The organism is Alphaproteobacteria bacterium, from assembly GCA_016699305.1.
Classification (GTDB): domain Bacteria; phylum Pseudomonadota; class Alphaproteobacteria.
In genome coordinates this window covers 1,372,011-1,387,141 of record CP064970.1, presented here as the reverse complement: position 1 = coordinate 1,387,141, position 15,131 = coordinate 1,372,011, and the positions used below count along the sequence as shown (strand labels likewise).

At 56.4% G+C, this 15,131-nt stretch carries 15 protein-coding genes and 1 tRNA gene; 9 read left to right on the top strand and 7 right to left on the bottom strand.

What is annotated here, in order from left to right:
- Positions 1 to 57: 57 nt before the first annotated feature.
- Together IPI58_06600 and IPI58_06595 are read right to left on the bottom strand one after the other, a co-directional pair.
- The gene (locus IPI58_06600) at positions 58 to 759 is read right to left on the bottom strand and encodes a hypothetical protein (GenBank protein ID QQR68512.1); all 702 of its coding nucleotides are present in this window, start codon (positions 757 to 759) and stop codon (positions 58 to 60) included.
- Between the two features lies 1 nt (position 760).
- Entirely contained in the window at positions 761 to 1,429 is a 669-nt protein-coding gene (locus IPI58_06595) for a helix-turn-helix domain-containing protein (GenBank protein QQR68511.1), read from the bottom strand.
- Positions 1,430 to 1,603: 174 nt separating this feature from the next.
- Here IPI58_06595 and IPI58_06590 point away from each other — a divergent pair, with 174 nt between their 5' ends.
- The 4 genes from IPI58_06590 (at position 1,604) to IPI58_06575 (ending at position 3,969) form a co-directional block, all read left to right on the top strand.
- Positions 1,604 to 2,011, top strand: coding sequence for a hypothetical protein (locus tag IPI58_06590; protein QQR68510.1), 408 nt, complete (start codon positions 1,604 to 1,606; stop codon positions 2,009 to 2,011).
- Positions 2,012 to 2,129: 118 nt separating this feature from the next.
- Complete coding sequence (locus tag IPI58_06585) at positions 2,130 to 2,732, top strand: hypothetical protein (GenBank protein ID QQR68509.1); 603 nt, start codon at positions 2,130 to 2,132, stop codon at positions 2,730 to 2,732.
- A gap of 248 nt (positions 2,733 to 2,980) precedes the next feature.
- Positions 2,981 to 3,065: transfer RNA gene (locus IPI58_06580), tRNA-Leu, on the top strand.
- A 160-nt stretch (positions 3,066 to 3,225) separates the two neighbouring features.
- A complete protein-coding gene (locus IPI58_06575; GenBank protein ID QQR68508.1) occupies positions 3,226 to 3,969 on the top strand; it encodes a hypothetical protein in 744 nt (247 codons plus the stop codon).
- Here the strand turns inward: IPI58_06575 and IPI58_06570 are convergent.
- The 4 genes from IPI58_06570 to IPI58_06555 form a co-directional block, all read right to left on the bottom strand.
- Positions 3,966 to 5,009 (bottom strand): DNA polymerase III subunit delta', encoded by a 1,044-nt coding sequence (locus IPI58_06570; GenBank protein QQR68507.1) that lies wholly within the window; start codon positions 5,007 to 5,009, stop codon positions 3,966 to 3,968. The two genes, IPI58_06575 and IPI58_06570, sit on opposite strands and share 4 nt — an antisense overlap.
- A complete protein-coding gene (locus IPI58_06565) occupies positions 5,006 to 5,659 on the bottom strand; it encodes a dTMP kinase (GenBank protein QQR68506.1) in 654 nt (217 codons plus the stop codon). The genes IPI58_06570 and IPI58_06565 overlap by 4 nt, the downstream gene beginning before the upstream one ends.
- A gap of 5 nt (positions 5,660 to 5,664) precedes the next feature.
- Entirely contained in the window at positions 5,665 to 6,801 is a 1,137-nt protein-coding gene (locus tag IPI58_06560) for a D-alanyl-D-alanine carboxypeptidase (protein QQR68505.1), read from the bottom strand.
- A gap of 149 nt (positions 6,802 to 6,950) precedes the next feature.
- Positions 6,951 to 7,496, bottom strand: coding sequence for an NUDIX hydrolase (locus IPI58_06555; protein ID QQR68504.1), 546 nt, complete (start codon positions 7,494 to 7,496; stop codon positions 6,951 to 6,953).
- 250 nt (positions 7,497 to 7,746) lie between these two features.
- Between IPI58_06555 and ndk the strand changes: the two genes are divergently transcribed.
- From ndk to IPI58_06540, 3 genes are read left to right on the top strand one after another with little or no spacing between them, the layout of a single operon-like run.
- Positions 7,747 to 8,169, top strand: a complete 423-nt coding sequence (ndk, locus tag IPI58_06550) for a nucleoside-diphosphate kinase (protein QQR68503.1) — start codon at positions 7,747 to 7,749, stop codon at positions 8,167 to 8,169.
- Between the two features lie 29 nt (positions 8,170 to 8,198).
- Positions 8,199 to 9,335: a DUF2066 domain-containing protein gene (locus IPI58_06545; GenBank protein ID QQR68502.1), complete on the top strand. Its 1,137-nt coding sequence runs from the start codon at positions 8,199 to 8,201 to the stop codon at positions 9,333 to 9,335.
- Entirely contained in the window at positions 9,332 to 10,030 is a 699-nt protein-coding gene (locus IPI58_06540) for a DNA replication protein (protein QQR68501.1), read from the top strand. Before IPI58_06545 ends, IPI58_06540 begins: the two co-directional genes overlap by 4 nt.
- Before the next feature lie 156 nt (positions 10,031 to 10,186).
- Here IPI58_06540 and IPI58_06535 read toward each other — a convergent pair whose 3' ends face one another.
- Positions 10,187 to 10,882, bottom strand: coding sequence for a cold shock domain-containing protein (locus tag IPI58_06535; protein QQR68500.1), 696 nt, complete (start codon positions 10,880 to 10,882; stop codon positions 10,187 to 10,189).
- A gap of 106 nt (positions 10,883 to 10,988) precedes the next feature.
- Here IPI58_06535 and IPI58_06530 point away from each other — a divergent pair, with 106 nt between their 5' ends.
- Entirely contained in the window at positions 10,989 to 12,701 is a 1,713-nt protein-coding gene (locus IPI58_06530; protein ID QQR68499.1) for a long-chain fatty acid--CoA ligase, read from the top strand.
- Positions 12,698 to 15,043 carry an AAA family ATPase gene (locus tag IPI58_06525; protein QQR68498.1) on the top strand — a complete coding sequence of 782 codons (2,346 nt, stop codon included), beginning with the start codon at positions 12,698 to 12,700 and terminating at the stop codon, positions 15,041 to 15,043. Before IPI58_06530 ends, IPI58_06525 begins: the two co-directional genes overlap by 4 nt.
- Positions 15,044 to 15,131: the final 88 nt, after the last annotated feature.

Here is a 15,131-nt window from a genome sequence, read left to right as displayed (position 1 = left end):
AAACAAGGAAAACCGGCCTAGGCCTTCAGAACCGCCAGACGCATGGGGGAATGGTGCCTAGGCAGCAGCCTTCATAAGATAAGGAGCAGATAAGATTGCAGGCTTTACATTGCGCTGCAGGCGAAGTTTAAAAGTCGCATGTTTCTGATTGGCTAGACCATCAGGCAATCCCGCACCGGCAAGCGAACGTGCATAGGCAAACGAATCCAGCTCACGCGCAGGATTGAGCGATATAGATCTACGTTCGCGGCCCATCAAGGCACCGGCGGCCAACTCTTCCAGAATAAAGCGTCTGGCCAAAACAGGATTCTTTCCTGGGCAACGTTCACGAAACGCCGCGATATCGGCATCCACGGCAGCCGCAAAGATCGGGTCTTTCTGGTAGCCTTGTGTAAATCCATCCAGTGTTTGCGCAAAATCCGTATGCCCAAGCCAGCCATCCCAGCGATAGACTCTGATTCCATAATGCCGAATTAACGACGCATGAGCCTCAAGCCAAGCATCCCCACGCCGACGGCATTCGGACAAGGCCGTTGCTTCATCGCATCCTTCCTCGTCCATGAGATTGAAACGCGGCAAGCCATCCGCGAAATCTAGTCCGCGATCATCGAAATGTTCCGCCATCCAAATCATAATGGATTCGATTTTATCCCCCCTCATATGCGCCCGGCCCCAGGATCCACCTAAATCCGCCGCCCTCCAACCGCCAGAATGGGGCGCAGAATAGACATCGACCTTGTAGCTTCCATTGATGCGCATGTTACCGAGTCTCCAGTTGGCTAGGGCTCTTGGCATCGGTGCCATGGGCCCAAAAGAACTCAAAGACGGAACGCATGGCTTCGGCCAAATTATTATCGCTCAGGATAATAACATCAGACTCGTCGCGCATGGTCACCGCCACTTTCCGACCATATATTACGATCAAGGATTGACGAAAGTAAAGTGATGGAATGGCTTTATATTCTTTCAAGGGATACCGCAGAAAATCATTGTTCTCGTTGATTATATTACGCATTCGTATCCCTGCGAAACGCAAGCGCTTTTCGGCTTCGATCGCAACTTCGCTCGACAAACGGTCATCTGCAAAGAGAAACAGGCACTCACCTTTGATTCCGCGTAAAGTATAGTAAATATCATCAATTAAATTAATGTAATTGTCCTGACCGCACAACGTCCTATAAATCTTCCTTTGAAATTTGACGCCGTCATCTTCTATGAACTCTAAATCACGACTTTCAAGATATTCTTGTATCTTCTGGATTGTACTTGCGTAAGGCTTTGTCAGTCCTTTTTCTATTTTCGTAATCCCCGCAGCAGACATATCCACGGCGTCCGCCAAATCTTTGACGGATAGGTCGAGCATGGCCCTTGCGGCCTTGATTTGTGTAGGCGTTAACATGGCACGCAGATTAACACCGAATAAAAACATGCGCCAAGACCGTATGAGACATGAGAAGAGTTCTGTTTCAACACGAACTCTTGACGCAAATAAGTACAAAAAAATACACCTACGTTAACCATTTATTAACTTTTACCCCGTATAAATGGTCCTACGAGTTGAGCAACCACCCATTCAACACCCGTGGCACCAGGAGCATTTGCGATGAGCGACCAGAGCACGCAAACCCTTAGCGCGAGAGACCTTCCCCAGGAAGACACGCAGGAAAAGGGGCAGCAGGATGTCGAGACTATTTTGTCTCTGTTGACGGCGGATATGGCGCGATCGGTGCGCCAAGCGATGCAGGCTTACGATCAGCATCCCCGCGATGCGCGCGATTTGGTCGCATTGCTCGAAAACCAACGCGCTCAGGCATGGGAAGATCTGCGTTTGCGTTTGGAGAATTCCTATGTGAACCGTGAATTGGGCGAGGCACGGCAGGATTACGTGGATATTTTGCAAAATCGCCACCGCAAGGCGCATGACGCGCTGGCCGCCGTCAATGATTTGATGAAGGTAGGCCTGACCCAGGCGGCGCAGTTCGACAGATTCTTCTCCTCTTTATCGGCGTGAAAGGATCCCCGATCATGGACATGACGACGCTTGAAGAACGCTATGGCGAGGATGTGGCGCAACTATGCGCGATGCGGCTTTCCCCGGACGAGATCGCGGCGATGCGTCAGGGGAGATATTGAGCTATTTGAAATCCCGCATGGACGCCGCCGAGCAATCCTGGAGACGCGCGGCGCTGGCCCATATGCACGGCATGATGACCGAGGTGATGGCGACCCGAGGGCGCATCTTGCGCGATCGGGCGCGGGAAGTTCCCGCATCTTTTGACGATGCGGCCCGCGATGACGATGACGCCGAACTAGATTCCGTGCTGGGCGTACTGGGACTACCGTCCAGCATGAAATTGGACATGACCACGCGAATCGAAAGCAGCGCCGCCGTGATGGCTCAGATTCTGGAAGAGCTGCGCGAAGGTCCCGATGCCAGCCCCTCTTTAGAGGCGCGGCGCATGCATTATCTGGAAAGCCGCGCCCTCTATCTGCTGGCCCTATACGCCGCGCCCGAGGACGAGACGCCCGATTCCCCATCCTGCTCCATCACGCCGACAGGCCGCTTGGGCAAGGCCGTGCAAGAATTGCTGGACGGGTTCGGCGGAGCCGAGGCCCTGATGGCCACGCCCGAACAAGACCTGATCCCCCTATGCCTCCAAGCCCGCGACCAAATGCGCCGCCTGGCCCTGGGACAACCGGCACAGAGCCCGGAAATCAACGTCACCGCCTAGGCCTAGGCCCGCCGATGCAAGGGCGACCTGCGCTTCCCCTATCCTGTGCCCAAGCCCTCCTTCCTCCTTACCCTCTCAAAATTATGGGGTCGTAAGGTGATTCCCCATAACCGTTAACGGGTGGGCATGGCGATCTTTCATGGGCGGACTGACATGGGGTATATCGGACAGCCGACTTGCGCTCGGTGGGCTTTAAGTTTTAATCGTTTTCTGACATTCTGTTGACCTTGCATGAGGCTGTCTTGTTCGCGGGCATGGCGGAACTGGTAGACGCATCGGACTTAAAATCCGAAGTCGCAAGGCGTGCCGGTTCGATTCCGGCTGCCCGCACCATGGTTTTTAATGATGGCGCATTCATCACAAGACGTTGAAGCGACCTTGGCAACGGGCGCGTTTTGTGGGGAGCGAGCCAGAAACCAAAAAAAGATATGATGGGTATTCGGAAGCATGATATTCCCTCCGGAGCTACTATCCAGCACGGGAATAATCGCATATGAGTCAACGTATCACCAAGATATCGAAGATACACCCTTTTGCTTTACGCAAAAGGGCACCGACGGAATTTTTCTATCAGGAAACACTGGAGGAAACCGATCCAGAGACACTGCGACAGTGGTTAGGGAATGACCTCATCAGCGACGATCAAATCAGGCGTCTAGAGGAAGGTCTGTACGATACCGGCGTCAAGCGCCAAATCGTTGCCTTTGTCACGATCCCGGGAGAGCCACCCAGAAAGAACACGCCGTTCTCCGACATTTGGTTGGATTACTTTGAAGATCAGAGTCCTTGCAAAGATGCGCCCCCGCAGGCCCTGGTTCTGGCCGAGGTGCGCGGTGGTAACCGGCGCCTAGTGGCTTGCGTGGCAGAGATGGTTCTGGAGCAATTCCGCCAAAATGCCGGACAGATTATCCGCCCACCTCATGTGCCTATGCGCCATCCTCGGGACCATCATATGGCCTATCCCTTTATGATTCCGGAAAAGATGACACGATTCTGGATGGGCAATGTAAATCTGGGACTGGCAGCCTCTGCGTCTGATAGCCATGACGCCCCTGATAGGCGCGTGGCCTTATGGGCAGTCCTGCCCGAATATCAGGATGCGTCTAAAGTCAATCAAGAGGGGCTGCACTCTGTGTTGCGGGATTGCAAAGACATCATCGACCGGGGATGTGTGATTCCCATCGCACCGAGGCCTCAACATAAAACGCGCCTGTGTTTGTGTGCGCCGACTCGTTAAGACGCAACCAACCCCAAAGCCCCCAAAAACACCGCCTTGCGGTCCAGGTTGATGCCCAGGGCTTCGTGGGCGCGGGCGCGTAGGGATTCGGCCACGGCCAGCAGGGTTTGTGTGGATTGAGCGGCCAGGGTTTGCACGGCGGCGGCTTCTTCATCGGCCAGGCACAGCATCGGTTGCTGGCGGACACGTGCCATGACCAAGCGCCCCAGCCATGCGGCCAGCCATTCCATTAAGACAGAAAACACCTCTTGCCCTTCACGTCCCGAGCAGCGTTCGGCCAGGGCCAGGCGGCGATTGGCCTGATCGGGCGCGGCCAGGCAGGCCATCAATTCGTGATAGAGCGGCGGCCCCCCGGCCTCTAACAAAGCCAGCAGACGGCCCGGCGCGCCTTGCGCCAGGGCTGTCATCAAGGACAAATCGGACGGCGATAAGTCATCGGTTTGGCCGCGCAATACCTCGTTCATCTCGGCAGGCGTCAATGGCAATAGAGGCAGCACGCGGCAGCGCGAACGGATGGTCGGCAGCAAGGATTGGGGATGGGTGGTGGTCAGCAAGATCAGACTGCGCCCAGGCGGTTCTTCCAAGTTTTTCAATAAGGCGTTTTGACCGTGACGATTCAGGCTCTGCGCCCCGTCCACGATCACCACGCGCCATCCCCCCGCGCGTGAGGTGGCCTTGGACAGGAAATCACCCAATTGCCGCACGGAATCCACGGGAATCTCGGCCTTTTGATGCTCGCCCTTCGCGTCCATCGGGCGTTCGATGGTCAAAAGATCGGGATGCGAACCCGCCGAGACCAAACGAAAGACGGGGTCTTGTTCCCTCATGGTGCCAAGCGCGTCCCGCGTGCCGCCTTCCAGCACAAAGCGCGACATGGCAAAGGCCAGGCTGGCCTTACCGATGCCCGGCGGTCCGGCCAGAATCCAGGCATGCGCCATGCGCCCCGTGCGCCAAGCCTGCAAAAAGGCCGCGCGGGCCTGGGTGTGTCCCACCAGTTTCGGGTTGACGCGCGGCGCGGGTGGCGGAACGGGAGAGGTCATGCAAGTCCCTCTTGGGGCCAGCGCGCGTGCACGACCGCGCAAATAGCGGCCTCGACAGCGTCAAGCGCGGGGCTGGCGTCAAGCACCACGCAGCGCGCGGGATTTTGACGGGCGATTTCCAAATAACCTTGGCGCAAACGCTGATGAAATTCGATCTCCATAAGCTCGAAGCGATCTTCGAGAAGTTCCGGACCGCGAGAGCGGGCCAGGGCCAATTCGGCGGGGAGATCCAAGATGATGGTCAGGTCCACTTTGGCATCGGGCATCACCAACCGGTGCAAGGCGGCGATCCAGTCGCGGTCCATGTTATGCCCATAGCCCTGATAGGCCATGGTGGAATCGGCGAAACGGTCGCACAGCACCACGGCACCCGATTCCAAGGCGGGCGCGATGACGCGCCGCCAATGATCGTGCCGCGCGGCATAGAACAACAACGCCTCGCTCACCCCATCCCACTGGCCCGGCACGCCCTTGACCAACAAATCGCGAATCCGTTCGGCCCCTTGCGTGCCGCCCGGCTCGCGCGTGGTCACAACCACGCGGCCCTGGCCGCGCCAATATTCGGCCAAACGGCGAATCTGCGTGGTCTTGCCGGTGCCTTCGCCCCCTTCGAAGGTGATCAGGCGTCCCGGATGCGCCTGTGTCGTCATGGGGATCAGCCGTTCTCGCCCAGAATCAGGTGACGCAAGCTGCCCAGCATCCGGTCGATGAGGCCCAGGCGCGGCACATCGGCCCCCGCCAGCAAGGGCCGCTCGATCGGGGCCATATCCGGCGCGGTCAGGATCAATGTGCCCAGTTTCGCGCCTTTGGTGATCGGCGCGGGCACAGGCTCGTCAAAGCGGATCATGGCCTTCATATCGGCGCGCTGCGGACGGCTGAGGGTCAGCATCACATCCTCGCCCAAGGTTAGGGGAATGTCCTTGTCGGTGCCTTGCCAAACGCGGGCGCGGTCAAGCTGATCTCCCGCGCGCAACAGGGCATAGACGCTGAATTCATGAAAGCCCCATTCCAGCAGACGGGCGCTTTCATCGGCGCGGGCCTGCATGCTGGACAAGCCGTTCACCACCAAAACCAAACGCCGATTGCCGCGTTTGGCGGCGGCGGTCAGCCCATAACCGGCATCTTCGGTATGGCCGGTCTTAATGCCGTCCACGCCCATATTCCGGTACAATAAGGGGTTACGGTTGCCCTGATTGATGCCGTGATAGGTGAAATTGGTCTCGGCAAACAGGGGGTAATAATCGGGGAAGTCCTTGATCAAATGCACGCCCAGTTTGGCCAAGTCACGCGCGGTCGAAAAATGCTGAGGATCGGGCCATCCGGTCGAGTTGACGAAATGGCTGGACGTCATGCCCAATTTTTGGGCGGTTTGGTTCATGCGCGCGGCGAACGACTCTTCGCTGCCCGCCAAGCCTTCGGCCAACACCACGCAAGCGTCATTGCCCGATTGGATGGCCACGCCACGGATCAAATCCTCTACCTTCACCTGACCGCCCAGTTCCACGAACATCTTCGAGCCTTGCAAACGCCAGGCACGCTCGCTGACGGGAAGCGCCGTGTCCAACTTCAACCGGCCTTCGCGCAGTGTTTGGAAAACCTCGTACAAGGTCAGCATCTTGCTCATGCTGGAGGTGGGCATGCGCTGATCGGCGTTTTTGTCCAGCAACACGGTGCCAGTGGTCGCGTCCAACAAAATGGCCTGACGCGCCGTGGTCTCCATGGCCAAGGCCCCGCCTTGGGCAAAGGCCAGGAAAGCAAGAACAACAAAAGCAAAGATCATGCGGGCGCGCATCGGGGCCTCCAGAAAAGCCTAGGGTTCAGGTCAAGCAAAGATGACCCTATGCCTCTTAGGGCACAGGGCCACCTTTTGCCAAGAGGATAAACGCGCCAAGCCTCAATCAGTGACGATTCCGGCCCCGCCTGGTTCAGGACAGCGGCAACCTAGCTGCCCCCAAACAATTTCATCCAGCAAAGCTGGAGGCACAGGGTTTCTGCTTCAATCTTTCCTTCTTTCACCCACTGCAAAGCTTCGTCCAAAGGAAGTGAAATCAGTTTCGCATCTTCTGTTTCTTCAGGCGACGCGCCGCAGAATGACAGGTTCCGTGCGATGAAACAGTGGTTTGGCTTATCGACAATATCATAGATGGCAAACCACTGAGGAAGTCGTTCAAGCGTTCCGGCGATAATTCCGGCCTCTTCTTGCAACTCCTTACGGATGGTATCTTCCGGCGTTTCACCGTCATCGACGTATCCGCCAATGGAGTTATACATATATCTGTCGATCAAGAACCTGTATTCTCTTAGGAAATAAACATTTCCATGATCGTCTATCGGCAAAACACAGGCGCTTGCCTTCGCTTTGACTATCGAAAATCTCGCATCATGCCCTGAAAGAGTGCGTAATTTATACTCTATAACAGACAGCCAAGGTTCATTCTTGTAAACAACGGTCTCTGCGTGAACATCAAAAGGCCCTCGTTTGTTCATGTTGATATTCCGTGTGCTTGCGTCGCAGGATCTTCCTCAATCGGTGACAATTCTGGCCCCGTCCCCGCCTGGTTCAGGACGGCGGCAACCCTCCACTGTGGTCTGTTGGCTTCTATAACAAATCATAACCGCCCTCATTCAGACTGTCCACGCACAGATGTCCGCAAGTGTTGCGCCGCAGGCCTGTCAAGGCTATAAGGTCGCGCGAAACATGCGTCATGCGACGCGCCCTTCTTGAAAGGAATATCCGATGGCTATCGAACGCACCTTGTCCATTCTTAAGCCCGATATCACGGGACGCAATCTGACGGGCGATGTGAACGCGCTGATCGAAAAAGCGGGGCTTCGCATCATCGCGCAAAAGCGTTTGCATCTCACGCTGGCCCAGGCGGGGGCTTTTTACGCGGTCCATAAGGAACGCCCGTTCTATAAAGACTTGTGCGCCGTGATGAGCGCCGCGCCGGTGGTGGTGCAGGTGTTGGAAGGCGAAAACGCCATCCTTCGTTACCGCGAATTGATGGGCGCGACCGACCCGGCCAGGGCCGCGCCGGGCACGATACGCGCCCTGTATGGCGAATCCTTGGACGTCAACAGCTGCCATGGTTCGGATGCCGCCGAAACGGCGGCTTGGGAGATTGGCTATTTCTTTGCGGGAATGGAGATTGTAGGCTAACGCCCAGCACATCAGCTGGAGATAACGACATGGCCAGGACTCGAAACCCCTTTGCGCGCGCGTGGATCGGTTTCGTCCTGGCCATTTTTTTGGCGGTGGCCGGGCAGGCTTTGGCTGAGGCGAACGCCTCGGACGAGGATTTGTTCACCGCGCGCGACGTGATGGTGGATGTGTCCTCGGACAACGCCGCCAAGGCGCGGGACGAAGCGGTGGTCAAGGCGCAGATTCAAGCGTTAGAGACCGTCCTAAAGCGCCTGGGCGATGAGAAGGCCGCATTGCCGCCCGGAGCCGATAAGCGTCTGGATGAATTTGTCAGCAGTTTCGAAGTGCAAAACGAGCGACGCTCGGCCAAGCGTTATATCGGCACCTTCACCGTGCGTTTGCGTCCGGCAGCCATTCGCGCCCTTGTGATGAATGGGGGAACGGGGGCGGGCGGCGTGACCACGGTCGCGCATAAACCCGTCTTGATCCTGCCTTTGGTGGTCAGTGCCGAGCAAGCGGTGTTATGGGAACATCGCACCCCGTGGCGCGAGGCCTGGGAGGCAGCGGTGCAGAATCGGGGCTTGGTGCCCTTCGTGCTGCCTGCGGGCGGGGTGAATGACATCACCTTGCTGGGGTCCAACGAAGCCTTGGCGGGCGATGCTCAGGCCATTTTGCGCCTAGCTACCCGCTATAACGCCGACAGTGCCGTGCGCGTCATGGTGTCCGACCCTATCTCGCCCCAAGGCGCGACGGTCGAGATTCGCCGCTACGACGCGCAAGGCGCGCAGGATTTGCCGCCTATGACCGTGGCTCCACAGCCAGGAGAAACGCCTCAGGCGCTGTTGATGCGCGGCGCGCGCATGGTGGCGGATCATCTGACCGAGAGCTGGAAACGCCAGGCCGCCGTGAATACCGCAGGACCCGTTCAGACTCTGATGGTGACGGCTCTGACGCCGGATTTATCGGTCTGGGCCGAAATTGACCGCCGCTTGCGTCTATCTTCGGCGCTGGAAAAGCGGGAATTGCTGGTGCAAACGCGCCATGGCGCGCGATTGGCCCTGTCCTTTCGCGGCACGCCCGAACAATTGGCCGTGCTGTTGAGGCAAAGCGATCTGGCTTTGACGCGCCTTGCCGACGGCAATTGGGTGCTGGCCCTGCGTGAGAGCCCTGCGTCCGCCCCGTGAGCCGCGCATCTATTCCTGCCGGGCAGTTGCCCCTGCCTTTGCCGCCTCTGACCGCTTTTGGCGCTCAGGATTTCCTGGTCACGACAAGCAACAGCGCCGCCGCCGCCTGGATCGGGCGTTGGCCGGAATGGGGCGACCGTCAAGCCTTGGCTCTGTGCGGCGCGTCTGGTTCGGGCAAGACCCATTTGGCGCATATCGCCCTGGCGCGCGCGGGTGGCGGGCGCATGCTGCGCGGCGACGACTTGCCGAAATTGATGGAGGACAGGGCGCGGCCATGGGGGCTGATGGTGCTGGAAGACGCTTCGCGCGTGGCGGAAAGCGCCGAGCATGAACGCGCCTTATTCCATGTTCTGAACAGCATGCAAGAATGCCGGGGCAGCTTGTTGCTGACGGATACGCATGCGCCCGTGACATGGGGGGTGGCCTTGCCGGATTTGCGCTCGCGCGTGTTGGCCTTGCCCTTGGCAGTTTTGGCCCCGCCCGATGACGATCTTTTGGCAGCCTTGCTGCTGAAATTATGCCGTGACCATCAAATGGAATTGGATCGGTCCGTGGCCGATTTCCTGCTGCCGCGCCTGCCGCGAGACGGCCATGAATTGATGCGCTTGGTCGCCGCCTTGGACGCCGCCAGCCTAGCCGGAAAACGCAAGTTAACCGTGCCCCTGACGCGGGACGTGCTGCGCGACATCGCTTGATGAGATAGGCGCTGACGGTGTGAAGGCACCGTGATGGGCCTTGTCAGGAATAGGAGCCCAAGAAAACAAACCCTAGAAACGGAAATTCCGGCCGCCCCCATTCAGGAACGACCGGAATAAACCGTTTTTCGAAGGGACCAAAGGCCCCCTCAAAAATCAATCAGAGACGCTGATCGAGGTGGCTTCGCGACCCTTGGAGGTCGTTTGCACACGAACAATCAGACGCTGGCCGGGTTCCAGGCTCAGCAACCCTGCGCGAGTCAGGACGCTCTTATGCACAAAGATGTCCTTGTCGCCGTCCTCGGCTGCGATAAAGCCAAAGCCCTTATCCGCCTTGAACCATTTGACGGTGCCAGCCGTTTCGACCTCAGGCCCGCTTGCAACGGGAGGTCCACGACGACCGCCGCCGCTGCCGCCGGAGCGAGGGCCGCCGAAGCCACCACCGCCACCAAAGCCGCCGCCGAAGCCGCCGCCAAAACCGCCACCGCCGAAGCCGCCGCGGTCGCCCCGATCACCTCGGTCGCCGCGATCACCGCGGTCACCACGATCCCCAGAAGACGGGGGAACGGGGGCCAAGCCTTCCAGAACTTCCAGGATGCGCAGAACCTGCGGACCCTTGGCGCCCTGGCCGACCGTGCACAGCATTTGAGTGCCTTCCGGCAGCTGCTGTAAGCCTGCGCGGTTAAGGACCGAGACATGAAGGAAGGCGTCCTTGCCGTCGCCGGCAACACCCCCTTCTTCGGTGACGGAGACGAATCCAAAACCCTTGATAGGGCTGAACCATTTGACAACGGCCTTAGCCTGAGTGCCTTCTTCGGCGGGCATAGCCGGATCTTGTGCGAAGCGTGACAAGTGACAACAACCTTCTGCTGCGTTAGGGATGGCCCATCACATGGCGGATGCCAGATGACGGCATAATCTTGTACCATGTCCCGGTTGAAAAGTGGAGAGGGAAAAAATGGCAGGTCTGGCAGAAGGGATGGAGCCGTCCGAAATCTCGTTAACGCCGGCCCCGGCGGGCGAGCTGTTGACGGCGGCGGCGCGTGATTTCGGCGCTCGGCCAGCCTTGAATTTCTTTGGCCGTGAATGGACTTACGCCCAATTGGCCCGCCAGGTGGCACGCATGGCCTGCGGGTTGCAGGCTTATGGCGTGGCCAAGGGAACCCGCGTCGCTTTGTTGCTGCCCAACACGCCCTATTCGGTGATGGCCTATTACGCCGTGCTGCAAGCGGGGGGTGTGGTGGTCAATCTGAACCCGCTTTATGCCGAGCGCGAATTGGCGCATCAGCTGGCCGATAGCGGGGCCGAATTGGTCATCACCGTGGATTTGCGCGCGATCTATGACCGTTTATGTTCGGCCTTGGCTTTGGGCCAGAACCATATACGGCATATTGTGATGTGTCCTTTCGCCAAGGCTCTGCCCTTTCCGCGCAATCTTTTGTTCCCATGGGTGAAACGCCAGCAAGTGGCGCGTCGCCCTTATGACAAACGCGCCGTGGCTCTATCGGTCTTGATGGGAAAGGGCCATGCCCCCCGTCCCGTGCCTTTGGACCCCGTGCATGACGCCGCCGTCTTACAATATACCGGCGGCACCACGGGCTTGCCCAAGGCCGCGACGCTGACTCATGCCAATATCGCCGTCAACGCCGCCCAATGCGCCGCTTGGTTCGAAGGTTGCCGCCCGGGGCAAGAGCGAATCTTGGGCGTGTTGCCCCTGTTCCATGTCTTCGCCATGACGGTGGTCATGAATCTGGGCGTCAAATTGGGGGCGCAGATTATTCTACTGCCGCGCTTTGACCTGCGCGAGACGGTGGAAACCATCCATCGCCTACGGCCCACGATGTTCCCCGCCGTGCCCAGCATCTATGCCGCCATCAATGTCTTTCGCGGCTTGGCGGAATACGATCTGTCCTCGATTCGCCTGTGCATCTCGGGCGGGGCCGGATTGCCGGGCGAGGTGAAGCGGCGCTTTGAACAACTCACCGGCTGCGTCCTGGTGGAAGGCTACGGCCTCACCGAAACCGCTCCAGTGGCGGCTTGCAATCCCTTGCGCGATTCGGGAAAGATCGGCTCGATCGGCCTGGCTTTGCCCGGCACCGTGATCGAGATCGTAGATATGGAAGACGGAATCACCGTCTTGCCGACGGGCGAGAAGGGCGAAATCTGCATTCGCGGCCCACAGGTGATGGCAGGATATTGGAACCAGCCCGAGGAAACCCGGCGCGCTTTGATTCCGACCCCTCACGGCCCGCGTCTGCGCACCGGCGATGTGGGCTATCAGGACGAAGATGGTTATACTTTCCTTGTGGACCGCATCAAGGATTTGGCGTTGATCGGCGGCTACAACGTCTATCCGCGCCAGGTGGAGGAAGCCATTTATCGCCATCCGGATGTGGCCGAATGCGCGGTGGCAGGCTTGCCCGACGCGCTGCGCGGCCAGCAGTTAAAGGCTTGGGTCGTGTTGCGTCCGGGGGCCGCCTTGGGCCGCGACGCGCTGCATGACTTCTTGCAATCCGCGCTGGCGCCTTGGGAAATGCCGCGCTTTATCGAGTTTCGCGACGCCTTGCCCAAGACCTTGATCGGCAAGATCTCGCGCAAGGACCTGGTCGAGGCTGAGCTTGCCGCCCGCGCCGATAAAACCAAACACAACAAGGAGGAAAGGGCCGCATGACGAGTATTCGTCCGACCAATCAAGAACCGGGGGCGAAAATGCGCATTAGCAAATTTAACCGCATCAAGGCGCGCACTTTCCATGATTTCTCGTGGCCGTCTGAGCTGCCGGAATTTGCCGATTACAATCTGATCTATGGCTGGAATGGCTCTGGCAAAACCACATTGGCTGACATCTTGCGCATGGTTGAAAAACGACAATCAATCGGCGAAGAAGGCATCGACGGATTTGCGATTACCTATGACGACAGAATTATCAGTAACACCAATCTCGCAACAGATACTGCCCCACCATCGGTTCGTGTCTTCAATCGCGCTTTTATCGAAAAAAATGTTTTTGCTGCCAATGGCGCCACACCAATTTTTTTCATTGGGGAAGAAAACATCGAGAAACAAAGAGAACTAGAGAGAAAAAAAGAAGCGTTGTCGACGTTGAAAGCGGATGCCGAGATCAAAAAGAGGGAAAAAGACAACAAAGAAAAAGAGCTGGATAATTTTTGTACTAACAAAGCGACGGGGATGCGCGGTTGGTTAAATATCTCCAGCACTCAGTCCTACAATAAATCGAATTTCAGGAAAGAATGTGATGAACTTATCTCTGTAGGTCAGGCCAATCGAAGCATAAAAACTGATAAAGAGCTTAGCGAGCTTAGAGCCACTATCGCGCTTCCCGCAAAGGAAAAAATTTCTCCAGTCTCTCTGGAATTGCCTGATCTGAACGCGCTGACAGCCGAGATAAAGACGCTGTTACAAACGACGGTTGTTTCCCAGGCCATCGCATCTCTGGCGAATGACTCCGTAACATCAGCATGGGTCAAGGAAGGTCTGCAGCTTCACAAAGACCACAAGTCAGAAAAATGTAAATTTTGTGAACAAGTTATACCCGCCGCTCGTCTTGCGGCCCTAGAGGGGCATTTCAACGATGAGTTCAAAGCGCTTGATTCCGCCCTTACATCAAAGAGCGCGGCGATTGAGCAAATAGCCAACACGTTGGGCGCATTGCAATTGCCTGCGCCGGAAAAATTCTATGAGGATTTGAAGACCGAATATAATGTGGCGTGTCAAAAGCTGAATGAATGGAAGGGTGCTTGTGTCACGTTTCTTGGTCAGTTGACGGAGGCCCTCGGAAACAAAAAGGGCTCTCTATTCATGGCATGTACATTTGATATCAGCCCCACAGATGATGGTGCGGCACAACTCAAAGACGTGAACGCCGTCATTGCAAAGCACAACAATAAAACCAGAAATTTTAGCCAAGAGATTATGGCTGCAAAGGAGGCCATAAAATCCGCTCTCGTCGCCGGAGCCATTACGGAGTACCAGACATTAAAAGACGCCCTTGACGTTATGGAGAAGGAACACAAGGCGCAAACTGATAAAATCAAGGTCGACAGCACGGCCATCAATGAGCTGGAGCAAGGAATCATCAACCACAAAAAGCCCGCGGAAGATATCAACACGGACTTGAAAGATTATCTTGGCCACAGTGAAATCCGCTTTGCTACCAGTGACGGTGAAACGGGCTATGCCATCATGCGCGGTGACAAGCCAGCAGCGGCCCTTAGCGAAGGGGAAAGGACCGCCATCGCATTGTTGCATTTTTTGAAAACGCTGGAAGACCAGAAATTCAAGTTGTCCGAAGGAATTGTTGTAATCGATGATCCAGTCTGCAGCATGGATGACGCTTCCATGTTTAGCGCGTTCGGCTATATCAAGAACAGGACGAAGGATGCAAAACAGCTTTTTATATTAACCCATAATTTCAAGTTCTTTCAGTGTGTTAAGGACTGGTTCCGGTATGCAGAAAAGCATAAAAAAGAGGTAGGATTCTATAAAATAGATGCCTCTATCGAGAATGGTATTCGCATCAGTAAAATAAACGAGCTTGATAACTTATTGAAAGAATATAATTCCGAATATCATTACTTATTTAAACAGACATATATAATGTCCCATGCTGATAATTCTGTTGGAAATCTTGAAACAAATTATCATATGCCGAATATAGCGCGTCGTTTACTCGAAAACTTTCTTGCATTCAGGATGCCGGATATAAATGACTTAAAATGGAATGCTTTATACAGCAGGATAAAATCCTCTGGTTTTGACACGAGAAAAAAGTCGATTATTGAGAGGTTTCTCAACCTTTATTCACACAAAAGCCAAATTGGTTATGATGAGCATGACAGCTCAATCCTTGCTGAAACTCCTCAGATCATGAGGCTGGTGTTGGAGCTGATAAAGCACGAAGACAGAAATCACTATGACCGGATGGTTGCACTTGTGGATCCTCCAGCATCGAAGACATCAACCAAACACAACAAGGAGGAAAGGGCCGCATGAAACCCGAACAGGCATCCGCCACCGGCATCAAGCCGCGCCCGGATTCGCATATGGCGCGCTGGGCTTTTTGGATCATCGCCGTGGCAGG